The organism is Pseudorhodoplanes sp., from assembly GCF_059499825.1.
The window spans coordinates 258,016-280,725 of record NZ_JCABZI010000002.1; the positions used below are offsets into that span (position 1 = coordinate 258,016).

Sequence of the window (22,710 nt, forward strand, 5' to 3'; positions counted from 1 at the left end):
GCTTGCGGCAAATTGGGAGAGGCGACGGCTACGCGGCGACATCTCGCACAGCAGCCTCACTCATTATCCGCTTTTGGTGCACCGCCGCAAACTCGCAGCAGGCATGCTCGCGGTGATTATGCTCTGTTCGGATCGTCCGCGGCGCCGGGAACCGGCGCGGTTGCGGCGGCTTGCGGCCCACCACGCGGCAGCACCAGAACGGCAAGCAAACCCGGTGCATGGTCTTCGAGCCGCAATTCGCCGCCATGCAGCCGCGCGACCGCGGCAGCAAGACTGAGTCCCAATCCGGATCCAGGAATTGTGCGGCTCTTTTCCAGCCGGACGAAACGCTCGACTGCGCGGCTGCGGTCGCCCTCCGCTATCCCCGGGCCACGATCGCCGACACTGAGCAACACCCGGTCGCCCTCGTTGCGGGCCGATACCGTTACGCTCGACGGCGTGCCGCTGGCCCTTGCGGCAGGCCCGGCATATTTGATCGCGTTGTCGACGAGATTGGCGAGAGCCTGGCTGATCAGTTCGCGGTTGCCCCGTAGCGGCACCGCGCCCGGCGCATCGACATCGAGCGTCAAGCCCTGCTCTTCTGCGAGCGGCTCGTAGAGCTCGCCGACGCCATGGGCTGCTTCCGCTGCATCGAAGTCGAGCATGTTGTCGCGCGCCTGGCCGGATTCGGCGCGTGCGATCATCAGCAGCGCGTTGAAGGTCTTGATCAGCGAATCCGACTCTTCGATCGTCCCTTCGAGCGCCGCGCGGTAATCCTTCTCGCTGCTGGCCGTTCGCAATGCCTCTTCTGCACGGTTGCGCAGCCTGGTGAGCGGCGTCTTCAGGTCATGCGCGATATTGTCGGAGACTTCCTTCAGCCCCCGCATCAGCGCCTCAATCCGGTCGAGCATCTCGTTGAGATTATGCGCGAGACGGTCGATCTCATCGCCGCTGCCGGCGATCGGCAAACGGCCCGAAAGATTTCCGCCCATGATCGTGCGCGTCGTCTCGGTCATTGCGTCGACACGGGCGAGCACGCGCCGTGCGACGAAGAAACCGCCGATCAACCCAAGCACGATGACCACGGCGGCCGACCATTTGCCGGCATCGAGAACCACCTGGAACAGCCGGTCCCGCTCGTCGAGGTCGCGCCCCACCAGAAGCTTGAACCCACCGGGAAGATGGTAGACTCGCGCCAGCGCCCGATGAAGATCCGAACTATCGCCCTCCTCGATCCGCCGGTAGATGGTTTCCGTCCAGCCCTGTTTGTCCATTGCGCCGGTCGGCAACGAGCCGACATTGCCGGCAAGTCCGTCAGCCGCGGGCGTAGTGACGAGGTAGAGACTTGAACCGGGACGGCGGGACCGCGCTTCGACGACCAGCGTCAGTCGCCGGATTCCGCCCGCGTTGAAGTGGTCGACGAGCCCGGTGATCTCGGCATTGACCACCTCGGTCACCTGCTCGGTGAACAGCCGCTTGGTGTTGAGAGCGAAATAGCCGAGCAGAAACACCGCGAACAAAGCGAACACGGTGAGATAGACGAGCGTCAGTTTGAACGCCGTCGTTCGAAACAGCTTGCCCAGCGCCGTCATCATCAACCGCGCGCCCGCTCTGCCGCGCCTCAAAAGCACCCCGCGCCCTCGACGAGCGTCAGGTCCGCGACCCGTCGCGGATCATGTAACCGGCACCGCGGATCGTATGCAGGAGCGGTTGCGCGAAGCCCTTGTCGATCTTGGAGCGCAGGCGGGAGATATGCACGTCGATGACGTTGGTCTGCGGATCGAAGTGATAGTCCCAGACATTCTCCAGCAACATGGTCCGTGTCACCACCTGACCGGCATGCTTCATCAGATATTCGAGCAGCCTGAATTCGCGGGGCTGCAGCACCACCTCGTCCTTGCCGCGCGTGACCCTGTGCGAAAGCCGGTCGAGTTCGAGATCGCCGACGCGATAGACCGTCTCCTCGTTGCGGCCACCTCTCCGGCGCGCCAGCACCTCGATGCGCGCGAGCAGTTCCGAGAACGAATATGGCTTGGGGAGATAATCGTCGCCGCCGGCGCGCAAGCCCTTGACCCGGTCGTCGACCTGGCCGAGTGCCGACAGGATCAGAACCGGCGTCTCGACCTTCTTCGTGCGCAACTCGCCGATAACGGAAAGTCCGTCACGCTTCGGCAGCATGCGGTCGACGATCAGGACGTCGTAATCGCCGTCGAGTGCCATCGCCAGACCCTCCTCGCCGTCGGCAGCGTGGTCGGCGACGTGGCCGGTCTCGCGAAAGGCGCGGACGAGGTAGTCCGCGGCGTCGCGGTCGTCCTCGATTATCAGCAGGCGCATGATGTCATGTTGCCCCGTGGCGGCATCCAGGACGGAATCGCCTGTTACGAGGGAATTTGCAAGCTCGGCGGGATTTGAATGAATGGGCATGAGGGGGCGGCGACTCTTAACGCTACTCCGCCACCCCCTCAGCTGACCCCGATCCGGCAGGGGCGACGGTAGCCGGGTTTCGAGGGTTAGGTTCACGAGATCGGATTTCGAGGCCCGTCTCGTGCTTGGCTTGGACAGGCTTGCGCCGGTCCCGTGTCTGGTGGGGACGGGTTTGCGCCCGTCCCTCTTTTATTGGTGGGGACGGGCTTTCGCCCGTCCCCAGGGTTTCGTGGCACCGGCGGGGGCGACGGTAGCCGGAGACACGTCCCTTTCGCGTTGCCCGCGACGGCAAGCGCCGCGGGCGATTTCGTTAGGCGCGGCCGGCAGGCAGCGCGACGAAGCGGGTGCCCTCACCCGACTTCACGCGCATCAGCACGGTGCGCTTGTTATCGCCGCGCGCGCTCTCGAGAGCCTTGCGGACCTCGGCCGGGTTGGACACCGCCTTGCCCGCGACTTCGAGGATCACGTCGCCGGTCTTGAAGCCACGCTCACCGGCGGGGCTGTTCGGCAGCACGCGGGTGACAACAACACCCTCGTCACCGGAACCAGCAACCGACGCGGCCGGCGCAAGCTGCAGACCGAGCGTCATTTCTTCCTGAGCCGGACCACCGCGCTCTTCGCCACCGCGGCGGTCGAGACCGGCCTGAGCCGGCAATTCACCGAGCGTCAGGTTGACGGTCCGTTCCGAACCACCCTTCAGCAGCGTCAGCTTGACGGAGTTGCCAGGCGACATCGAACCGATGCGACGCGAGAGCTCGCGGGCATTGGCGATACGCTCGCCGTTGACCGCAACGATCACGTCACCGGACTGGATGCCGGCCTTCACCGCCGGGCTGTTCGGCGCCGGTTCGGCGACAAGCGCACCATCCGTGTTCTTCAGGCCCATGCTGTCGGCGATATCCTTGGTCACCGGCTGGATCTGGACGCCGATCCACCCGCGGGTCACCGAGCCCTTGTCGCGCAGCTGTGTCACCACCGAGTCCACGGTCGATGCCGGGATCGCGAAGGCAATGCCGACGTTGCCGCCCGACGGCGAGAAGATCGCCGTGTTGACGCCGACGACGTTGCCGTCGATGTCGAAGGTCGGGCCGCCCGAGTTACCCTTGTTCACCGGGGCGTCGATCTGCAGGAAGTCGTCATACGGGCCCGCGCCGATGTCACGGCCGCGTGCCGACACGATGCCCGCCGTCACGGTCGAGGACAGGCCGAACGGATTGCCGACAGCCAGCACCCAGTCACCGATGCGCGGCGCGTGGCCGGCAAGCTTGGCAAACGGGAAGTTTTTGCCGTCGACCTTGATCAGCGCCAGATCGGTACGCGGATCGGTGCCGATGACCTTCGCCGAATAGGTCTTGCCGTCGTCGGTCTGGACCTCGACCTCTTCAGCGCGATCGACCACGTGGTTATTGGTCACCGCATAGCCGTCGGCCGAGATGAAGAAGCCGGAGCCCTGGCCGGAGGTGCGCTGACGCGGACCGCGCTGCTGCATGTCCGGCATGCCGCGGTTCGGCATATCCGGGTTCATGTCTTCGCCGAAGCGGCGAAAGAAGCGCTCGAAGCCCTGCGGCAACTGGCCTTGCGCGCCTTCGAACGAGGAATTCTGCGTGCCTGCGTTCACCTTGACGCGGACGGAGATAACAGCCGGCTTCACCTTCTCGACGATGTCGGCAAAACCGACGGGGCGCTGCACGGTCTGCGCCTGCTGAGTCACGTTCTGCGCAACGGCCGCATGGCGCGCCGCATCGGGCGCAACAAACAGGGCCGCCGCACCGAGGCTCGCAATCGTCGTGCCGAGCAACAAGGCCCGGCGTCCACGCAAGAAGCCGCCCGGGCTGGGAGGCGTTGTTGAGGTCATAGGGTTCACTCCATCTTCCTAATTTCGCGACGTGCCGGGGGGCCTCGACTGGACGAATCCCGGCGCCGTTCGTGAGTGAAGATGGGGGTTCGCGCCTTACAGCCACCTGTCGGGCGGATTAAACTTTGGTAATGGCGCGTGAGGCCATAAACTCATAAACTTCATATACTTAGATCATATTTCGGCTGTTTTTTGATCAACCTTCACGACATACGATTGCGTGAAAAATGTCTGATGCTTTCCGAAAAGGTCCTCCACGCGCCGATTCGCATCATTGTCTGCTGGTTAACATCGGCCGCCTTAGGTTGCTCGGCACAGGACTCGGGCCGTCAAATGTCCAGAAGCACCGTCGTGGTCACCATAGCGGCTGTGATCTGCTTTCCCGCGATGCTTTTGTACAATGGCTTTGGAGTGTGCGCGAAACCGCGCGACGGCGGCATTCCCCATTACAAGATCGGCTTTCTATCCGATGAGGAAGCAATCGACGTTGCGATCGATGAAGCAATAAAGATGCCTGTCCACGTTTCGGAAACGCCGACCGGCGGATACGCGCAATTCGCACCCAAGAACCAGATCCGGTACCGTGACAAGGAAGAATTCCGCCGGCTGAACCCAGATTGCTGCAAGATCGTGCCGCATGATCGCTCGTCAACGATGTTGAGCTGGTGGCACGAGGTCTTTGGCCGTGCCGCGAAAAGCGTCCGGGTCACCTACAGCGTGCGCTACATCGACGACGACGGAAAGCGATCACAAGGAACTGCTGTTATGCAGGCCATTATCAGTAATTGCGGCAATGTGCTGAACTAAAGTTTGGTCCGAGGATCGCTCTCCAGCAGCGAGGCGACCTTGCGTTCTTCCTCGGCCGTCAGCGCCGCCGACGCACCTGCCGCAACCTCGCTGCGCCGGCGCATCGCCAGCACCATCACGATTCCACCGAGGACCAGCAAACCGGAGGGCAACGCCCATAACAGGAAGGTCTTGGCATTCATCGGCGGGTTGAGCAGCACGAAATCGCCGTATCGCGTGGTGAGGAAGTCCATCACCTGCTTGTCGCTGTCGCCGGCGGTCAGGCGTTCGCGCACCAGCAGCCGCAGATCGCGCGCCAGCGGCGCATCGGAATCGTCGATCGACTGGTTCTGGCACACCATGCAGCGCAATTCGCGCGACAGGTTGCGGGCGCGCTCTTCGAGTTTCGGATCGGGCAAGACTTCATCGGGCTGCACCGCATGAACCGGCGCCGCCAGCAGCGCCACGCTTATTGCGACGGCAAAACCGAAAGCCCGCGCATATGCACGCATGGTCACTCCGCGGGCTGCAGTTTCGGTCGACGCGCCGCACGCGGCGCACCGACCCGCAATCGACGGTCGGACAGCGAGAACGCGCCGCCGATCACCATCACCACCGTGCCGAGCCAGATCAGCAGCACCAGCGGCTTGTGATAGAGCCGCACGGCAATCGAACCGTCCTCGCCGGCATCGCCGAGCGAGAGATAGAGCTGGCTGAAGCCGCGTGTCAGAAGCGCCGCCTCCGTGGTCGAGGATTTGCGAGCGGCGAAGGTGCGCTTCGATGGCTCCATCACGCCGATGGTGTCCCCACCGGACTTCACGGTGAACTTTGCCACCAGTTCGCTGTAGTTCGGGCCCGGCCGCGAGACGAGGTTGTCGAAGGTGAGATCGTAGCCGCGAACCGCGACGGTTTGTCCGGGCCTCATCGAGAGAATGCGCTCGGCGCCGTAATAGGCCTCGGACGCAATCCCGAGAAGACACACGCCGAGTCCAAAATGCGCGATGGCGGTCCCGATCGCCGAACGCGGCAGCCCGGCAAGCCTTCGCATCGATACGCCGAAGGACTGGCGGAACAGCTGGATGCGTTCACCGAGATCGATGAGCGCGCCGGTCATCGAGAAGAACGCGACTCCGATCAGGAACGGCGCCAGCACCGGCCCGCCCTGCGTGATCGCGAAGGTCGCGCCCATTGCGACCAGCGCGACGGCGAAAGCCAGGGTCAGCCGCTGCGCGGCGCCGTAAAGATCGCCCCGCTTCCAGGCCAGCAGCGGTCCGAACGGCATCGCGATCATCAGCGGCAGGAACAGCGGACCGAAGGTGGCATTGAAGAACGGCGCCCCCACTGAAATCTTGTCGCCGGTCAGCGCCTCCAGCGCCAGCGGATAAAGCGTGCCGACGAATACGGTGGCGCAGGCGGTGGTCAGCAGCAGATTGTTGAGCACTAGCGCACCCTCGCGCGAGATCGGCGCGAATAGTCCGCCCTGTTTCAACGCGGAAGCCCGCCATGCATAAAGCGCAAGCGAGCCGCCGATGAAGAAGATCAGGATCATCAGGATGAAAGTGCCGCGCGACGGATCGGTGGCGAAGGTATGCACCGATGTCAGCACGCCGGAGCGGACCAGGAAAGTGCCGAGCAGCGATAACGAAAACGTCAGGATCGCCAGCAGGATGGTCCAGACCTTCAGCGCGTTGCGCTTCTCCATCACCACCGCCGAATGCAGCAGCGCCGTGCCGGAGATCCATGGCATCAGTGACGCGTTTTCGACCGGGTCCCAGAACCACCAGCCACCCCAGCCGAGTTCGTAATAGGCCCAGTAGGAGCCCATCGAAATTCCAAGCGTGAGAAAACACCAGGCCGCCAGTGTCCAGGGCCGCACCCAGCGCGCCCAGGCGGCATCGATCCGGCCTTCGATCAACGCCGCGACCGCAAACGAGAACGAGATCGAGAACCCGACATAACCGAGATAGAGCAGCGGCGGATGCACCGCGAGCCCGATATCCTGCAGCACCGGGTTGAGGTCGCGGCCCTCGAACGGCGCACGGGCGATGCGCGCGAACGGATTCGACGTCGCCAGGATGAAAAGGAAGAAGGCCGAAGCGATCCAGGCCTGCACGCCCAGCACATTGGCGCGCAGCGTCTGCGGCAGGTTGCGGCTGAACAGCGCCACCAGCGCGCCGAACAGCGCCAGGATCAGCACCCACAGCAGCATGGAGCCTTCATGGTTGCCCCACACGCCGGTGATTTTATAGAGCATCGGCTTGGCCGAATGCGAGTTCTCATAGACATTGATGACCGAGAAATCGGACGTCACGTAGAGTGCCGTCAGCGCCGCGAACGACACCGCGACGAACAGGAACTGCACCAGCGCCACCGGCTCGGCAATTCCCATCAGCAGACGATCGTTCAGCCGCGCGCCGACGATCGGCAGCGTGCCCTGGATGAGCGAGAGCGCCAGCGCGAGGACCAGCGCGTAATGCCCGATCTCTGCGATCATTTCTTCGCCCCTCCCGGCGTCTTGCCGTAATCGTCCTTCCAGTGGCCCTGCTTCTTCAGCGCGTCGGCCACCTCCTTGGGCATGTAATTCTCGTCGTGCTTGGCGAGCACGCTATCGGCGCGGAAAGACGTCGCGTCGATCAGCGTGCCTTCCGTCACCACGCCCTGCCCTTCCCGGAACAGGTCGGGAAGGATGCCGCGATAGCTGACGCGCACCACGTTCTTGCCGTCGCTGATGTCGAAGGTCGCATCGACGTCCTTGCGGATGACCGTGCCGGGCTGAACCAGTCCGCCGAGCCTGATGCGGGTGCCGGCCTGCACCTTCTTCTCGACCACGTCGGTGGGCGAATTGAAGAACACGATGGAATCGCGCATCGCCGTGAGCACCAGCCCAACGGCGAATGCGAGCACCACGAGGCTCGATCCGATCAGAACCAGACGCCGCTGCTTGCGGGTCATGTCACGTTACCCTTCAATGCCGAGCCCCTTTGCAAGATCGTCCAGCCGCTTACGCTTGTCCGCGTCATCGCCGATGGTGTTGCGCGCGGAGACAAAGGCTTCGCGCGCCTTGTCCCTGTCACCCATCACGGCATAGGCGCGCACCAGCCGCAACCAGCCTTCGAAATCCGACGAATCCGTCTTCAGCCGCTCGGCCAGCCGGTCGACCATCCCGCGGATCATCTCCTGCCGCTGTTCCGGCGTCATTTGCTGGGCCGCCGCCATGTCTTCCTGACTTGGTCCCGGCGGCGCGGCGTTCGGTTCGATCGCCGCGGCGGACTTGGAGTCGCCGGGCTTCGTTTCGGCAGATTTTTGTTCGGCAGCTTTGGGGTCCACCCGCGCCAGCGACTGCTGGATGAGTGTGCGGAACGGCGCATTGGGCGGCGCCCGCTCGAGCATAACGCGCCAGATCCGCGCCGCGTCCTCCGGCCGACCGTCCTGCTCGGCGGCAAGTGCCGTGAAGTACTGCGCCTTGAGATTTCCGGCATCCGCGTTGAGCGCGCGCTCGAACGTCGCCTTGGCGTCCGCCGTCACAACGCCGTTCGCAGCGGCGACCTGCGCCTCGCCGAGATCGGCCTCCCGATCGGCGTTCGAGCCCAGCAGGCGGATGGTCTGTGCTCGTGCCCGGACCGCGTCGCTGAAACGGCCCATCCGCATGTAGACTGGCGCCACGACCTGCCACCCCTGACCGTCGTTCGGATTTTTCTCCAGATGCGCCTCGACCTGCGCCACCATGCTCTCGATCGAACGGTTTTCCAGCGGAGCGTTGAGCCGGCCCGCCAGCGGAGCGCCCGGCAATTGTGGGGAACCGTGCGTGATATAAAGGGCTGCGGACAAGGCCGGCAGCACCAGCAGCGCGATCAGAGCCGCGGCGCGCCTGCGCCAGACCGGGGACGACGACGGCGACGAGCCCGGCTTGCCGGACGAGTCGGCAGCGGCGAGCAGCCGTCTTGAGATTTCGACTCGCGCCGCTTCCGCGTCGCTGTCTCCAATCAGCCCGGCCTTGCGGTCGCGCTCGATCTCCTCGAGCTGGTCGCGATAGACCTCGACTTCCTGACCGCCGGCGCCAGCCGTTTGCTGCTCGCGCGACAGCGGCCACAGCACCGCGAAAATGGCGACCGCCGTCATCAGGGCGAGGATCAGATAGAGGCTCATGCCGGTGGGTTTACATCACCCACGGGCGGCGTACAAAATACCGATCCGGTGATCGGAGCCGCAGGCTACCGCCCGGACGATCCGCGGACTTGCCCACTGGTCCTGGGGAACCGGCGTTCGAGCCGCGGCCCGGAACCTCCCGAAGCGGCGGAGACTGGCGGGTTCAGCCTTTCGCGGCCTTGCGCTCGGCCGCAGCCGCCACGTCGCGCGCCGCCACATCCCGCGCCTTGAGCAGAAGTGCGGCATATTCGTCGCCGAACACCTTGCGGCAGAAGCGCACAGCGGCATCGAGCTGCGATTGCCGGAACAGACGGTCGGATTCCCCCGCCGCACGCAGATTCTCGACCAGAGAGGCGGTCGCGGGATCGAGATAATGTTCGAGGTCGGACCATGTCCGCGTGGTCAACTCGCTGAGCGCGAGCTCGCCGGCATAGGCCCTGCAAGTGTTGACGAACTCGATCTGCGCTTCGGTCTCGGTAACGTCGTTCTGATCGAGCGTGGAATTCGGCGCGATTTCCTTGATCGGCCGGGGGCGCAGGAGCCTGCGCACGCGGCCCGGAAGGGTTTCGATCTCGCCTTTTAGCAGGTCGGACACCTGCGCCCGCAAGGCCGCCAGGCCGCGGCCCCATGGCGATTCATGGGCGAAATTGATCTCGGACCGCAATCCGCGGGAGGCGTCGTGAATGCTCTTCAGCAGCGCACCCACCGCAAGCCCGCGTCCGGAACGAAGCTCGGCCTTGAGTTCCCGGATCATGCGCTGAACTTCGGCGAGCACAATGTCGACGGTCACGGCGTAGGGCGTTTCGGCGATCCGGGTCGCATTGTCGCTGCCCGCTGCCCGGACGGCGAGCCGGATCAACTGCCACGGCGACGCCAGCCGGCTCATGGTCATCACCAGCACATAGACGAACAGCGTCGGGCCGCCGGCGGTCGGGGCATCGATCATCGCCTTCACGGTGGTGACGGTGTTCTCGTCGAAATTCTTGATGTGATTCGGCAATTGCGAGCCGAAGGCCGCAAGCGTGTCGCGGGCCATGATGACATTCAGGATCGCGGTCGCGTCCTCGATCGGACGCGGCGTGCCGATCTGACCGGAAAGCTTCCGCCGCACCTTGTCGTCGGAGCGCGCAGCGGTCAGCACCTCCTGGATCCGGATGGCGACACGATCCTGGAACGCACGCGCAATGTCTTCGGCGCGCTCGGACTCGCCATCCTCGAACGCCAACGCGACCTGATCGGTCACCGCCTTGGCTTCGCCGGGCATCAGGTCGCGACAGATCCAGTCCCAGACTGGATCGAGCACCACCCGCGCCACCCGGCCGGGATGATTATGGGTTGCGGAATCGTCGACCAGGATCGGCTCGAGCGGCTGAAAGAACAGGCGCGCCAGCGTGCCGGGACGTTTCGGGCGGACAACGTCCCGGGCGTTGCGCCGCAATTCCTGCAGGACCAGTTCTGCGCCCGGCATATCTTCGCCGCGCAGCAGACCGCGCTCAAGCTCGGTCATCAACAGCGTGCGCGCCTCAGGACTGAGATCCTTGAGATATTGTCGCAAACGCTCGACGAGAAGCCCGTCGGCCATACGCACCACTCACCGCTTGTACCCGGAACACAAGCTCTAGCGCGGCGGCGTTAAGAACCGGTTAGACACGATCGAACGCGGCGAATTAAACCAGCTGCCAGGTTCCGTCCGGGTTGCGGCAGGCATCGCCGCGCGCAACCTGAGGCCGTCCGTCGATATAGATGGTGTGGGTGAAGCTGCGGCATTGCGCGCCGCGACGGTCATATTGCGGACCCGGCACGATGGTTCCGCGGCGTCCCGAATCCGGATTTTCCCACGCGACCGGCGCCCCGGATGCACCGCGGTCCAGCGCCTCGACCTGCGCGTAATAGGCGCGCCGCTTGTCCTCGTCGTCCATGCCGGCGCCAATGCGGTTGCCGATCAGGCCGCCGATGGCCGCACCCGCGACGCCGGCTGCGATCCGCTCCCCGGTGCCGCCGCCGATCTGAGAGCCGATCGCCGCACCTGCAAGCGCACCGACCAGCGTGCCGGTATTTTCGCGCGGACCGGCGCCGGTATTCGGATCGCCGGCGCAGCCAGCCACGAACGCCGCTGCCGCGATTGCCACTCCGATCGAACGCATGCCCCCTCCGGTGATACTTCCCCGACGTCGCGACAGGTCGCTACGGGCATTTACTAAACAACACGGAATGCGGCATTTCATTGGCCGCGACCATGGCTTCGCCGACCGCGTACTATTGACACCGAAATGTAAAAATTTGCTGCCGCTTTCGAGCGACCGCCGGAGCGGCTTAAGCATTTGGGGGACAAGGCAGGCCAGAGGCGCTACGGCCGTATGCCGGCTCACGCCGCTGGCAGCACCAGTTCCGCGCGCAGGCCGCCGAGCGGGGCGCTGCCGAGTGTGAACGTCCCGCCATAGAGCGCGGCGAGCTCCACCACGATCGACAGACCCAGGCCCGAGCCGGGCTTGGTTTCATCGAGCCGCCGGCCGCGGCGCGCAACCTGCTCGCGTTCGGCCGGCGTCAGCCCGGGTCCGTCGTCGTCGACGATGATGCGAATGACCTGACGATCGTCGTCGGCCCGCTCCTTCAGCACCTCGATCGCCACCCGCGACTGCGCCCACTTGCAGGCATTGTCGACCAGGTTGCCGACCATCTCCTCCAGATCCTGCTGCTCGCCGCGGAATTGTGCATCCTCCGGCGTGTCGACCTTCAGCCGAAGGTCCTTGTCGCGGTTGGTCTTTTCCATCGTGCGGGCAATGGCATAAACCACCGGCGACACATTGGTCACTGTCCCCACCACCGTGAGCCGCGCCGCCATGCGCGCGCGTTCGAGATGGCGGGTGATCTGGTCGCGCATCACCTCGGCCTGCTCGCGGACCTTCTGCGCGAGCGGATCGTCGGCGCGCGCGGCGGCCTCGTTCATCACCACCGATAGCGGCGTCTTCAGCGCATGCGCGAGATTGCCGACATGGGTGCGCGCGCGTTCGACGATTTCGCGATTGGCATCGAGCAGCGCATTGGCTTCGCGGGCGAGCGGCGCGATCTCGACCGGAAACCTGCCTTCCAGCCGCTCGGCCTGACCTGACCGGATCGCCGCGAGCTGCTGGGAGATACGCTTGAGCGGCGCCAGGCCGAACTGCACCTGGAACGCAGTGGTCAGCAGAAGCACCAGTGCCAACGCGCAAAAGGTCACGAACAGCGCCCGATTGAAGCTTCTGATGTCGTCTTCGATTTCGGCGGCATCGCCGGCGACGGCAACCAGATAACTCCCCTCTTCGCCGAGATCGACATTGCGTTCGACCAGCCGCAGCCGCTGATCCTCTGGTCCGTTGACATAGCCGGTGCGCACGCCGAACGCCGCCGCCGCTGTAGGAACCGGCAATCGCGCCAGGCCGCCGTCCCAAAGCGAGCGCGAGGCGTGGATTTCCGGCTTGGCGCTGTCCAGCCTGGTGACCTGCCAGTACCAGCCCGACAGCGGCAATTCGAACAACGGTTCGCTGACACCCTGTGCGAGCTTGTCGTCGGGAATTTCCGGCGCCGCCAGATCGGCCACCAGCGTACGCAGATAGACCTGCAGCCGCCCGTCAAACGCCCGTTCCACCGCGTCGCGGTAGAGCGACGACAGCACGATGCCGGTGACCAGCACGATGGCGATCGTCCAGCCCGCGGCCCACAGAAACAGCCGCAGCGCCAGCGAGTTCGCGCGCATCACTTGTCTATTGGGCATGGCCGGGTTTGTCCCCGCCAATCCCGCCTGTCGTCTGGCGACAATTCAAGGCGCGGAGATTCGCAATACAAGCGAGCGAAGCGATGCCGTGTCCCGAAAGCCCCGGCGCGAACGAGACAAGCGCAATCGGAACGCTAGCGCACATCGGGCGGCGTCAGCAGATAGCCGAGCCCGCGCACGGTCTGGATCACGTCGACCCCGAGTTTCTTGCGGATGCGGCCGACAAACACCTCGATGGTGTTCGAATCGCGGTCGAAGTCCTGATCGTAAAGATGCTCCACCAGTTCGGTGCGCGAAACCACGCGGCCAGTGTGGTGCATGAGGTAGGACAGCAGCCGGTATTCGTGGCTGGTCAGCTTGACCGGATTGCCGTCAACCGCCACGCGGCCGGTGCGGGTGTCGAGCCGGACCGGGCCGCAATTGAACTCGCTTTTGGCGTGGCCGACCGAACGGCGCAGCAGCGCGCGCACGCGGGCCAGCACTTCCTCCATATGGAAAGGCTTGGGCACATAATCGTCGGCGCCGGCATCGAAGCCCTGGACCTTGTCGCTCCAGCGATCGCGCGCGGTCAGCATCAGCACCGGCATCGCCCGCCCGGATCGCCGCCACGCCTCCAGCACCGAGAGCCCGTCCATCTTTGGCAGCCCGATATCCAGGATGACCGCGTCATAGGGTTCGGATTCGCCGAGATAATGCCCCTCCTCGCCGTCGAACGCGCGATCCACCACATAACCGGCTTCGGTCAGTGCGGTCGCGAGCTGGCGGTTCAGGTCGGGATCATCCTCGATGACGAGGAGGCGCAAGACTGAAAACCCTCCGGATCAGCCGCCGTCCGTAAGCAACCCGCTCGCGGCATCGACGGTAGCGCGGGTGACTTTGCCATCCTGCGCGAGCAGAGTCAGCAGGTAGACCAGCCCTTTTGGCCCCTTGCAGAGCTTGGCGTCAACCACATCCGTCTTGCGGGCACGCGCGGCGCGGATCGCCCGCGACAGGGGCACCACCTTGCCGCTGGCGGCGACACTGCGGCGTTGGGCCGGGGTCAGGCATTGCGCTTTGGCCTGGGCGATGGTGGTCAGTTCCGCAGCGGCCACCGGGCGGGCGCCAAGCGGCGCGCCCGGAAGCGAAACGAGCGCTGCGGTCAGCACAGCCACAGGAAGAATCGGCGATCGGGGATACATCGGCAGCGTGTAGGGGTTGGCCCGTGAATATCGGGTGAATATCAGGCGTAGGAATTGAGAGACCGGAACCGGCCCGGACACTAAGCCGTGAAGCCGACGAAAGTTGCAGACGCGCCGGCGGGATCCGGCGCTCGGGTCAACCGTCGCAAGGGACCGCCGGAGCCATCGCTCGCGAGCGGTCCCTCGCCGTTTCTCTCAAACCGGCATCTCTCAAACGATATGCCAGTCGGTGGAAACCGAGCCGACCGTCTGGTTGGCCAGGATCTTGTTTGCGTCCATCTGCCATTCCGCAATCACGCCGGCGGCATTCTGGAACAGGATGTCGGCGCGGCCATCGTGGTTGAAGTCCCCGACCTTGGCGATATCCCACCCCTTCGCCGTTCCGACTGTCGTGTTGCTCAGGATCGCGGTGCCGTCCATTTGCCACATCACGATCTGGCCATTGCTGTCGTTCTGCCAGAGGATGTCCGATTTGCCATCGCCATTGAAGTCGCCGGTCGCGGCGAATTGGAACGCATCGCCCATGTTGCCGAATGTGGTGGTCTTGGCGACCTGGCCGCCGTCCATCTGCCACATCGCGAGATTTTTGCCGTTACGCAGCAGGATGTCGGCCTTGCCGTCACCATTGAAGTCGGCGGTGTCCTGGATGGTCCAGCCGGCGGCAACGGTGCCGACATTGGTGGTGGTGTGAGCCGCACCATTCATGTTCCACATCTGCAGCTGGCCCTTTTCGTTGGTCCAGAGCACCTCGGCCTTGCCGTCGCCGTTGAAGTCGTTCACGTCGGCGACTTTCCAGTTGGTCGCCATCGATCCGAGATCGAGCTTCTGGGCGACTTTCGCGCCATCCATCTGCCAGAGCTGCACCGCGCCGCTGTCGTTGTGCCACAGGATGTCGGCCTTGCCGTCGCCGTTGAAGTCGAACGCATCCTTGGCGTGCCAGCTTGAGGCTTGGCTGCCGACGCCGACATTGGCGAGGACCTTGGTCCCGTCCATCTGCCACATCGCCACCGAGCCGTTATTGTTGTGGAACAGGATGTCGGTGTTGCCGTCCCTGTTGAAGTCCTCCGGCGCGCGCTGCAGCGTGGTCACCACAGCCGACTTGTTGACCGACCAGGCGTTCCCATCGAAAGCGGTCGCCCACAGATTTTCCACCCCGCCATTGACACCGCCGACATAGCGCACGTTGCCAAGATTGGCAGCGTCGACATGGATCCACTGGCCCGAGGCCTGCGCGACACCGTTGACCGTGAAAAATCCGCCGCCGTTGCCGGCGTCCCAGAAGGCGTATTTCGTGATCGTGGAATTGCCGTCGAGATCCTGAGCGGTGAAGATCGATGTCACGGCCACCGAACTTCCGGCAGCTACCTTCACATTGCTGCTGGTAATGGTCGGTGCGCGGTTGGCATCGTCGTTGGTGATGGTGCCGACACCGATCGCATCGGCAATCGTCGCCCCGTTGGTGGCGTTCGAGAGATTGACGGTAAAGGTCTCGTTGGCCTCGAACTTGGTATCGCCGAGGATTGTGACCGAAACGGTTTTCTTGGTCTCGCCGGCGGCGAAGCGCACGACGCCTGAGGCCGCGGCATAGTCTTCGCCCGCAATCGCCGTAGCGTTGCCGGTCGCGAAGTTGACGTCGAAGGCAGCGGTGCCGCCGGCGCGCGTCAGCGTGAAGGTCACGACCTTGCTGCCGGAATTCCCCTCGGCGATCGCCATGTCGTTGATCGACACCGAACCGGCAACGGCCTGGATGTCGTCGTTCTGGATCGTGCCGACACCGATCGCATCGGCAATCGTCGCCCCGTTGGTGGCATTCGAGAGATTGACGTTGAAGGATTCGTTGGCCTCGAACTTGGTATCGCCATTGATGGTGACGGAAACCGTCTTCGTGGTCTCGCCGGCCGCGAAGCGCACGACGCCTGAAGTCGCGGCAAAGTCTTCGCCTGCAATCGCCGTTCCGTTGCTGGTTGCGAAGTTCACGTCGAAGGCTGCGGTGCCGCCAGCGCGCGTCAGGGTGAAGGTCAGGACCTTGGTGCCGGCGTTGCCCTCGGCGATCGCCATGTCGTTGATCGACACCGAACCGGCGACGGCCGCAGCAGGCGTCTGGTTCTTCAGCGCGCTATAGGCAACCGTGGCATCGGCGAACTTCGCAAACTCGATATTGGTGATGGTATCCATACCATCCGGCGATCCGCCACGCATGTCCTGCAAGGTGGCGGTGTTGCCGTTGATGACGATCTTGTAGTCCGACTGCTTGCCCGAGAACACCACCGTATCGATGCCGCCGAGGCCGTCGATGGTGTCGTTGCCGCCCATCCCGGTGAGGATGTTGTTGCCCTTGTTGCCGGTGATCACGTTGGCGAGCGCGTTGCCGGTGCCGTTGATGTTCTGGATGCCGATCAGACGCAGACCGATGGCGCCCTCGTTGAGCGTGGTGTTGGCGTTCGCATAGATCTCGTTGCCGTTGACCAGGTCCATCTTGGCATTGAGCGAGCCGGCTTCGATGGTCGCCGCGACGTCGCCCTTGCCGGCGCCCGAGAACGTTACCTTGTAGGTGCCGCCCGGCTGGCCGACCGACCATCCACCGCCGTCGCCGGTGGTGTCGCTGCCGATCACCGCACCGGTGGAGGCATTGCGAACCGTGGCGGTGACGCCCTTTACGGCTTCACCGAGGCTGTAAAAATTGTCCTTGTCGATGTCGTTGTAGACCGCGCCGGTCAGGAACGAATTGGTACCGGCATTGCCGAAATTCTGGGTCTGGTAGAATTTGGCATCGATGCCAGACACGCCGTTCGAGGTGGGATAGGTTGTAACCATCGTGACGCCGATACCGGCTTCCTTGTAGCTCGGATCGAGCATGGTAAGGCGATGGCCGCCGTCTTCGCCATCCATTTTGGCCGGATCATCGAAGAAGAGGTCGAAGTGTGATTGCTCGGAGAACTGCTTGGCCCACTGGTCGCGCGTCGGAAGGTCGGCGGGAGTCGAGGCAAACGCGCTTTGATTCTTAAACGCGATGTTTTCTTCACGCCGGACATTGTTTCCAGTGTAGCCCGCATTGATGATGCGCGTCACGGGGGTGCCATCCCCGTTTCCGGTGTGCGAGATAAACCCATCCAGCGCGGCCTCGTTGCTGTGTCCGACAGCCGCGGCGGTCAGCTGATTGTTGCCGGCAAGGACCTGTTTGGGGTCGGCCGTGATGGGAAAGCCGGAGGACGAGGCCTGAATGAACTGATTCAAAGAGGTCATACCGTAGCGCGCCGCCTCGGCGGCCGGGTCCATACGGGCACGGTTGATGAGTTCGAGCTGCAACTGGGCGAGTTGCGAAAGCGTGGTCATCGTCTCTCTCCGAGCAATCCGGTTTTCAGATATCAGGAGAGCGCTGAAAGTCCCCCCGAAGCCCCGCGCCGGGGCATTCAGGGTGTTGGTAGCGGCAACATTACTTCCGGTTCACGGGACATGCGCCAGACGGCCGCAATGGCGGTCCTTCAGGCATTAAATCGTCCGCATGAACCTGATGGGGCTCGGCGGCGACAAACGTGGTTCCCGATTCGAGCCGGCCATGGGCCTTCTCTGTCACCCCCAGGGCGTCACTCAAAGCCACTGAATGTCGCGAATTCATCCAGCGCCGCCCGCGGCGAGCGCCAGGAATTGATCGGGGCGCTCTCGTCGGCATGGCCGAGCGCCATCCCGGAATAGAGCATCATGTGTGGGGGGAGTTCGAGGAAGGCCGGCACCGTGATGTGCCAGGAGGCCCAGGTCTGCTGCGCGCAGGTATGCAGCCCATAGCAGCGTGCGAGAAGCATCACGGTCTGGATCAGGCCGCCGAGGTCGGAATGCTGGGCGACGCCGAGATCGCGGTCGATGGAAAAGAAGATGCCGACCGGCGCGCCGAAGAATTCGAAGTTCCTGCCATATTGCCGGTAGCGCGCCGGCTTGTCCTCGCGCGGCACTCCGATCGACTGGTAGAGCAGTTCGCCGACCTCGAAGCGCCGCTTGCGGTAGGTGGCGTTCATCTCCGGCGGGTAGATCGTGTATTCCGTGCCCTCGGCGCGCGGCAATTCGTTCATGCGCGGTGCGAGCAGGTCTTTGAGCGCTTCGACCCGCGCGCCCGCGATCACGTCGATCCACCACGGCTGCATGTTGCCGGCCGACGGCGCGCGCGCGGCGCGTTCGATGATCTCGCGAACGGTCTGTTCGGGGATCGGCGTCGGCAGGAAGGCGCGGCAGGAATAGCGGGAGGCGACGGCGTCGCGGACGTGCATGGGTGGGCTCTCGTGTTCGAACCCGCCCATAAAGACGGGCGACGCGTCAGAGATCAAGCCGTCCATGCATCGAGCGAGAGCACCTCTACGCACCGTAGTTGCGGTCGTTTCCAATCAATTGATCGCGAATGCTTGCAGGCACTGGAAATCCGTAGCCTTGCCCCGGCTCATCGAACATAAGCCTGCCGGACTTGTGATAGCTGCTAGTGTATATGTCTGCGCCGATCATTTGAAAAGCAAGCAGGATAGCCTGAACTGCGTCCACGCCGAAAGCCTGCATGACTTGAATTCCTTCCGGCCAGTCGATCTCGTATCGACACGACCACGCGCGGCCGCTGCCCTCCGGTGCAAAAATCCGGATCGCGATGTCGAACACACCGTTCTCACGCTGCAATTTTTGCGTCCTGGTCGCAATCATTTGACGGCCTCAATAGTTCAGCGGTGTAACATGAAGGTAATCCGACCATCCGGCACTGGAATATGTCTCTGCGATATTGAAGATCACATTGCGCTTCAAGACCAGGAGAGACCCTGCGCGCAGCGGAAAAAGTGGCTTCTCCTCCGTGGCCGCCCGTCCACTGGCCGCCGTCCGAATTGCCGGCCGGAACACGGGGCTGATCCGGGTCGTATTTCACGCTGCGCAATGCCCAAAAATGTCGAAGCATGGCGTGCTCAAAACGCAGCGCCGTTAGATGCCAACGCAAACGTGCGATCTCTGTACGTGTGACCTCATCCATCGCTACCCCCGCCCCATCACGAACACCCGCGCCACTTTCTCGAACGGTCGCGCGATGAAGAATGACAGGATGATCGCCTGCTCGTAGCCGTCATAGGGCGGCGGTAGCTTGGCGATGCCCCAGCCGAGGCGAAAGGTGGAATCGATCACGATCGCCCCAAAATGCAGAACGCACGGATAGACGATCAGCGGGCGGATCCATGCCGTCACCCACCAGCCCCGATCGGCCTCCATCAGCTTTGCCTGCTCCTTGCGCGCCTCGATCTGCGCATTAACCTGCGCAATCGCGATCTGGGTGTCGGCCGCAACGCCGGTCTGGTAGCGCGCGAGATCGTCGCTCGCCTTGCGTTGGAGCAGGTCGGCGACCCGGCCGAGCAGCGCGTCGAATGCACCGCCGCCAAGCAGGGACACAAGCTTCAGCAGGATCGCGGTCATCATCTCAGCAATCCTTGCTGCCGACCCGGCCGGTGGTGACGAGGCGCAGCGCCACCGTGACGACACCGATGACGGCAATGATCTTGAGCGCATGCTCGGGCGGCAGCAGCGGCGAGATATCGACCAGTTGGAACGCGCCGAGAATGTCGAGTGCGGCGCCGGCCAGCGTGACGGCGCCGCCAAAGATCAGGGTGCGCCAGCCCTTCAGACGCTCGCGCAACGATGTCACCGCTTCCCTCAGCACGCCGGTTCCGGCAGCAGCCATGGCCGGCGCGTTCTGCCTGTGCTTGTGCCACAGCGTCCAGCCGACCCAGCCGGCGACGGCAAGCATAACGCCCGCAACAAGCACAACCGCGATCATCGTCCATGACGCTCCGGACGATGCCGCGGCCTGCGCGGCTGCGCCGCCCGCAACAACAGCGCCCGCCGTAGTCGCGGTCCGCGCGGCCTTTGGCTGAGGCACCTGTGCCTTGCCGTTGGCGGGGGGAGCCACCGGCGGCGCGACCGCCGCACCCCTGGCCATCGCCAGCGCATCGCGTCGTACCTCGGCGACGCGCCGGCTCCAGCCGGCACCGAAGACCGGCCAGGTGCGCAGGCTTTTCAGAAACGCCATTCGCTCGTCGCACAGCTTTTCGATCAACGCCGCCGCGCTTGTCTTGCGCACGGCCGCGATCACCGCATCGGTCATGCTCTTGCCTTGCCCGATATTCAGCAGGCGCTGCATCACCCTGGCCGCACGCCCGATGCCGGAATTCACGCCGTAATCGAACACGGCGTAATCGAGCCCGGCCGGCAATTCGTCGCAACGCAGCGCATGCCAATAGCGGGCGCGATAGATTTGCGCGGCATCGGCGAGCTGCATGTTGCGCACATCGGCGGCCGTGCCGTCCGCTTTGATGTATCGCCGATAGTCGTGGATCGTGATGCCGAAATTGGTCGGCCCGCCGGGGTCGGACGGATGGTTGGTGTAACCGCCCTCATGCTTCAGCACGCGCGCGAGCGAGGCGTCGTAATTCGAAGCCGCCATGGAGGTCTCCTGGAAAATGAAAAGGACGCGCTCGGATGCGCGGCGTTGAATGAGCAGCTCAGGCCGATCAGGCGGCCGGCTGGCGCAACGACCTCACCTCGGCAAGCACACGCGCATGAAGTGCGGGATCGTCATCGACCACGCTGTGGATGGTCGCCACCTGCTCCTGGATCAGTGCGCCCTTGAAGCCCGGCGCCGCCTTAAGCAAGCCGCGGCCGAGCGGGCTGACCTTCTGATAGAAGCACAGCGCCCGCGCGACATTCGCCGGCACCGGCGGCGGTCCGAACAGAAGCCGGAAACTGGTCGGGTCGAAACACACCACAAGCGGCACCGCGATCCGCGCAGCATCGAGTTGAGCCGCGACCTTCAGCGCCGCATCCGCTCCCATCGAATGCCCGATCAGCACCGGCCGCGCGCCTGTCCCGGCAGCGGCGCGCGCTGCAGTCGCGATCAATCCCACCTCGCCGTAAGGACGCAGGAACGAACCTTGCGCATGCACGCTGGCCGACACGCCTTGCGCGTTGAGCTTGCGGGCAAGCACATCGAGCCCGCCGGAAAAGTGAAAGGGCCGGCCACCGGCCAGCCCATGAATGAGAAAGGCGCGCAACGGCGCGCCGTGTGGACGGTCTGTCATGCGATGACCTGTGAGTCCTTGTGACGGTTTAATGAAGACGCCGACAGATTGAGTCGGCGCAGCGAACTTCGTCTAACTTTCACCCCGCTGTTACAAACCTGAGATAATTCGCACGCATGTCGCGGACGGGAGGCTGATCATGCAGCTTCCTTCCGGAGGCTCTCCATGCGCATTGCGATGATCGGCTCGGGCTACGTGGGCCTCGTCTCCGGCGCCTGCTTTGCCGATTTCGGCCATCAGGTGATTTGCGTCGACAAGGATCCCTGCAAGATCGACGCGCTAAAGCGGGGCGAGATGCCAATCTACGAGCCCGGCCTGGCCGAACTGGTCGGCAACAATGCGCGTCAGGGCCGCCTGTCATTCACGACCGAAGTCACCGAACCTGTCGCGCAGGCCGATGCGGTTTTCATCGCCGTCGGTACGCCCTCGCGGCGCGGTGACGGTCACGCCGATCTCACCTATGTGTTCGACGCCGCGCGTGATGTCGTGCGCGCGATCGACGGCTTCACCGCGGTCATTACCAAGTCAACGGTGCCGGTCGGCACCGGCGACGAGGTCGAGCGTGTGATGCGCCAGACCCGAGCCGACGCGGATTTCACCGTGGTCTCGAATCCGGAATTCCTGCGCGAGGGCGCTGCGATCCGCGACTTCAAGCATCCCGATCGCATCGTGATCGGCGCGCAGGACGAGCGGGCGAAAGCGGTGATGGCCGAAATCTACCGTCCGCTTTATCTCAACCGTTCGCCGATCATGTATACCGAGCGCCGCACCGCCGAGCTCATCAAATACGCCGCCAACGCTTTTCTCGCGACCAAGATCACCTTCATCAACGAGATGGCCGACCTCGCCGAAAAGGTTGGCGCCAATGTTCAGGAAATCGCGCGCGGCATCGGGCTCGACAACCGGATCGGCAGCAAGTTCCTGCATGCCGGACCGGGCTTCGGCGGCTCCTGCTTTCCGAAGGATACGGTCGCACTCATCAAGACCGGACATGATTACGAGGCGCCGCTGCGCATCATCGAAACCGTGGTGGCGGTCAATGACCAGAGAAAGCGCGCGATGGCGCGAAAGGTGCTCGCCGCCGCCGGCGGAAAACTGCGGGACAAGACGGTGGCGGTGCTCGGCCTCACCTTCAAGCCCAATACCGACGACATGCGCGACTCGCCGTCGATCCCGCTGATCACGGCGCTGCAGGACATGGGCGCATTGGTGCGCGCCTATGATCCCGAAGGCATGGAGCAGGCGCGCGATGTCCTGACCGGCGTCACGTATACCGAAAGTGCCTATGACTGCGCCCGGGGCGCGGATGTCATCGTCATCGTCACCGAATGGGAGCAATTCCGCGCGCTCGATCTCGACGCAATCAAGGCCGCCATGAATAAGCCGGCGATGGTGGATCTGCGCAACGTCTACCCGCCAGAAGAAGTCACCCGATACGGCTTTGCCTATACCGGGGTCGGCCGGTAGGCGACGGCATGTGATCGACGCGGCGCATCAGCG

The 22,710-nt window shown here is 64.0% G+C and carries 21 protein-coding genes; 2 read left to right on the top strand and 19 right to left on the bottom strand.

Annotated features, from left to right (window positions below):
- Positions 1-116: 116 nt before the first annotated feature.
- From AC5I5I_RS04605 to AC5I5I_RS04615, 3 genes are all read right to left on the bottom strand, one after another.
- Complete coding sequence (locus tag AC5I5I_RS04605; RefSeq protein ID WP_495971126.1) at positions 117-1,571, bottom strand: sensor histidine kinase; 1,455 nt, start codon at positions 1,569-1,571, stop codon at positions 117-119.
- Positions 1,572-1,629: 58 nt separating this feature from the next.
- A complete protein-coding gene (locus AC5I5I_RS04610) occupies positions 1,630-2,313 on the bottom strand; it encodes a response regulator transcription factor (RefSeq protein WP_495970351.1) in 684 nt (227 codons plus the stop codon).
- A 400-nt stretch (positions 2,314-2,713) separates the two neighbouring features.
- Positions 2,714-4,258: a Do family serine endopeptidase gene (locus AC5I5I_RS04615; protein WP_495970353.1), complete on the bottom strand. Its 1,545-nt coding sequence runs from the start codon at positions 4,256-4,258 to the stop codon at positions 2,714-2,716.
- A 234-nt stretch (positions 4,259-4,492) separates the two neighbouring features.
- Here AC5I5I_RS04615 and AC5I5I_RS04620 point away from each other — a divergent pair, with 234 nt between their 5' ends.
- Positions 4,493-5,065: a hypothetical protein gene (locus tag AC5I5I_RS04620; RefSeq protein WP_495970355.1), complete on the top strand. Its 573-nt coding sequence runs from the start codon at positions 4,493-4,495 to the stop codon at positions 5,063-5,065.
- Here AC5I5I_RS04620 and AC5I5I_RS04625 read toward each other — a convergent pair.
- From AC5I5I_RS04625 to AC5I5I_RS04700, 16 genes are all read right to left on the bottom strand, one after another.
- Positions 5,062-5,556 carry a cytochrome c-type biogenesis protein gene (locus AC5I5I_RS04625; protein ID WP_495970357.1) on the bottom strand — a complete coding sequence of 165 codons (495 nt, stop codon included), beginning with the start codon at positions 5,554-5,556 and terminating at the stop codon, positions 5,062-5,064. The two genes, AC5I5I_RS04620 and AC5I5I_RS04625, sit on opposite strands and share 4 nt — an antisense overlap.
- A 2-nt stretch (positions 5,557-5,558) precedes the next feature.
- Positions 5,559-7,538: a heme lyase CcmF/NrfE family subunit gene (locus AC5I5I_RS04630; protein WP_495970359.1), complete on the bottom strand. Its 1,980-nt coding sequence runs from the start codon at positions 7,536-7,538 to the stop codon at positions 5,559-5,561.
- Entirely contained in the window at positions 7,535-7,996 is a 462-nt protein-coding gene (gene ccmE, locus AC5I5I_RS04635; RefSeq protein WP_495970361.1) for a cytochrome c maturation protein CcmE, read from the bottom strand. The genes AC5I5I_RS04630 and ccmE overlap by 4 nt, the downstream gene beginning before the upstream one ends.
- A 6-nt stretch (positions 7,997-8,002) precedes the next feature.
- Entirely contained in the window at positions 8,003-9,190 is a 1,188-nt protein-coding gene (gene ccmI, locus AC5I5I_RS04640) for a c-type cytochrome biogenesis protein CcmI (RefSeq protein WP_495970363.1), read from the bottom strand.
- A gap of 163 nt (positions 9,191-9,353) precedes the next feature.
- Entirely contained in the window at positions 9,354-10,772 is a 1,419-nt protein-coding gene (locus AC5I5I_RS04645; protein WP_495970365.1) for a hypothetical protein, read from the bottom strand.
- Between the two features lie 85 nt (positions 10,773-10,857).
- The gene (locus AC5I5I_RS04650; protein WP_495970367.1) at positions 10,858-11,334 is read right to left on the bottom strand and encodes an RT0821/Lpp0805 family surface protein; all 477 of its coding nucleotides are present in this window, start codon (positions 11,332-11,334) and stop codon (positions 10,858-10,860) included.
- A 221-nt stretch (positions 11,335-11,555) separates the two neighbouring features.
- Entirely contained in the window at positions 11,556-12,923 is a 1,368-nt protein-coding gene (locus tag AC5I5I_RS04655) for an ATP-binding protein (protein ID WP_495971128.1), read from the bottom strand.
- A 152-nt stretch (positions 12,924-13,075) separates the two neighbouring features.
- Complete coding sequence (locus tag AC5I5I_RS04660) at positions 13,076-13,744, bottom strand: response regulator transcription factor (RefSeq protein ID WP_495970369.1); 669 nt, start codon at positions 13,742-13,744, stop codon at positions 13,076-13,078.
- Positions 13,745-13,762: 18 nt separating this feature from the next.
- Complete coding sequence (locus AC5I5I_RS04665) at positions 13,763-14,119, bottom strand: PepSY domain-containing protein (protein WP_495970371.1); 357 nt, start codon at positions 14,117-14,119, stop codon at positions 13,763-13,765.
- A gap of 210 nt (positions 14,120-14,329) precedes the next feature.
- Positions 14,330-17,452, bottom strand: coding sequence for an FG-GAP-like repeat-containing protein (locus AC5I5I_RS04670; RefSeq protein ID WP_495970373.1), 3,123 nt, complete (start codon positions 17,450-17,452; stop codon positions 14,330-14,332).
- Between the two features lie 251 nt (positions 17,453-17,703).
- Positions 17,704-18,378 carry a nitroreductase gene (locus AC5I5I_RS04675; protein WP_495970375.1) on the bottom strand — a complete coding sequence of 225 codons (675 nt, stop codon included), beginning with the start codon at positions 18,376-18,378 and terminating at the stop codon, positions 17,704-17,706.
- 85 nt (positions 18,379-18,463) lie between these two features.
- Entirely contained in the window at positions 18,464-18,796 is a 333-nt protein-coding gene (locus AC5I5I_RS04680) for a DUF6968 family protein (protein WP_495970377.1), read from the bottom strand.
- Positions 18,762-19,115, bottom strand: coding sequence for a hypothetical protein (locus AC5I5I_RS04685; protein ID WP_495970379.1), 354 nt, complete (start codon positions 19,113-19,115; stop codon positions 18,762-18,764). The genes AC5I5I_RS04680 and AC5I5I_RS04685 overlap by 35 nt, the downstream gene beginning before the upstream one ends.
- Before the next feature lie 2 nt (positions 19,116-19,117).
- Positions 19,118-19,552: a hypothetical protein gene (locus tag AC5I5I_RS04690; protein WP_495970381.1), complete on the bottom strand. Its 435-nt coding sequence runs from the start codon at positions 19,550-19,552 to the stop codon at positions 19,118-19,120.
- A 1-nt stretch (position 19,553) separates the two neighbouring features.
- Positions 19,554-20,576, bottom strand: a complete 1,023-nt coding sequence (locus AC5I5I_RS04695; protein WP_495970383.1) for a glycoside hydrolase family 108 protein — start codon at positions 20,574-20,576, stop codon at positions 19,554-19,556.
- Positions 20,577-20,643: 67 nt separating this feature from the next.
- On the bottom strand, positions 20,644-21,210 hold the full coding sequence (locus AC5I5I_RS04700; protein WP_495970385.1) for a hypothetical protein: 567 nt from the start codon (positions 21,208-21,210) through the stop codon (positions 20,644-20,646).
- A gap of 165 nt (positions 21,211-21,375) precedes the next feature.
- On the opposite strand from AC5I5I_RS04700, the gene AC5I5I_RS04705 reads away from it, so the two are divergent.
- Positions 21,376-22,677 carry a UDP-glucose dehydrogenase family protein gene (locus tag AC5I5I_RS04705; RefSeq protein WP_495970387.1) on the top strand — a complete coding sequence of 434 codons (1,302 nt, stop codon included), beginning with the start codon at positions 21,376-21,378 and terminating at the stop codon, positions 22,675-22,677.
- Positions 22,678-22,710 lie beyond the last annotated feature (33 nt).

Bases quoted from the DNA above. Each gene is read 5' to 3' on its own strand.
- AC5I5I_RS04605 (WP_495971126.1), bottom strand. From the start codon at position 1,571: ATGACGGCGCTGGGCAAGCTGTTTCGAACGACGGCGTTCAAACTGACG.
- AC5I5I_RS04610 (WP_495970351.1), bottom strand. From the start codon at position 2,313: ATGCGCCTGCTGATAATCGAGGACGACCGCGACGCCGCGGACTACCTC.
- AC5I5I_RS04615 (WP_495970353.1), bottom strand. From the start codon at position 4,258: ATGACCTCAACAACGCCTCCCAGCCCGGGCGGCTTCTTGCGTGGACGC.
- AC5I5I_RS04620 (WP_495970355.1), top strand. From the start codon at position 4,493: ATGCTTTCCGAAAAGGTCCTCCACGCGCCGATTCGCATCATTGTCTGC.
- AC5I5I_RS04625 (WP_495970357.1), bottom strand. From the start codon at position 5,556: ATGCGTGCATATGCGCGGGCTTTCGGTTTTGCCGTCGCAATAAGCGTG.
- AC5I5I_RS04630 (WP_495970359.1), bottom strand. From the start codon at position 7,538: ATGATCGCAGAGATCGGGCATTACGCGCTGGTCCTCGCGCTGGCGCTC.
- ccmE (WP_495970361.1), bottom strand. From the start codon at position 7,996: ATGACCCGCAAGCAGCGGCGTCTGGTTCTGATCGGATCGAGCCTCGTG.
- ccmI (WP_495970363.1), bottom strand. From the start codon at position 9,190: ATGAGCCTCTATCTGATCCTCGCCCTGATGACGGCGGTCGCCATTTTC.
- AC5I5I_RS04645 (WP_495970365.1), bottom strand. From the start codon at position 10,772: ATGGCCGACGGGCTTCTCGTCGAGCGTTTGCGACAATATCTCAAGGAT.
- AC5I5I_RS04650 (WP_495970367.1), bottom strand. From the start codon at position 11,334: ATGCGTTCGATCGGAGTGGCAATCGCGGCAGCGGCGTTCGTGGCTGGC.
- AC5I5I_RS04655 (WP_495971128.1), bottom strand. From the start codon at position 12,923: ATGCGCGCGAACTCGCTGGCGCTGCGGCTGTTTCTGTGGGCCGCGGGC.
- AC5I5I_RS04665 (WP_495970371.1), bottom strand. From the start codon at position 14,119: ATGTATCCCCGATCGCCGATTCTTCCTGTGGCTGTGCTGACCGCAGCG.
- AC5I5I_RS04670 (WP_495970373.1), bottom strand. From the start codon at position 17,452: ATGACCACGCTTTCGCAACTCGCCCAGTTGCAGCTCGAACTCATCAAC.
- AC5I5I_RS04675 (WP_495970375.1), bottom strand. From the start codon at position 18,378: ATGCACGTCCGCGACGCCGTCGCCTCCCGCTATTCCTGCCGCGCCTTC.
- AC5I5I_RS04680 (WP_495970377.1), bottom strand. From the start codon at position 18,796: ATGATTGCGACCAGGACGCAAAAATTGCAGCGTGAGAACGGTGTGTTC.
- AC5I5I_RS04685 (WP_495970379.1), bottom strand. From the start codon at position 19,115: ATGGATGAGGTCACACGTACAGAGATCGCACGTTTGCGTTGGCATCTA.
- AC5I5I_RS04690 (WP_495970381.1), bottom strand. From the start codon at position 19,552: ATGATGACCGCGATCCTGCTGAAGCTTGTGTCCCTGCTTGGCGGCGGT.
- AC5I5I_RS04695 (WP_495970383.1), bottom strand. From the start codon at position 20,576: ATGGCGGCTTCGAATTACGACGCCTCGCTCGCGCGCGTGCTGAAGCAT.
- AC5I5I_RS04700 (WP_495970385.1), bottom strand. From the start codon at position 21,210: ATGACAGACCGTCCACACGGCGCGCCGTTGCGCGCCTTTCTCATTCAT.
- AC5I5I_RS04705 (WP_495970387.1), top strand. From the start codon at position 21,376: ATGCGCATTGCGATGATCGGCTCGGGCTACGTGGGCCTCGTCTCCGGC.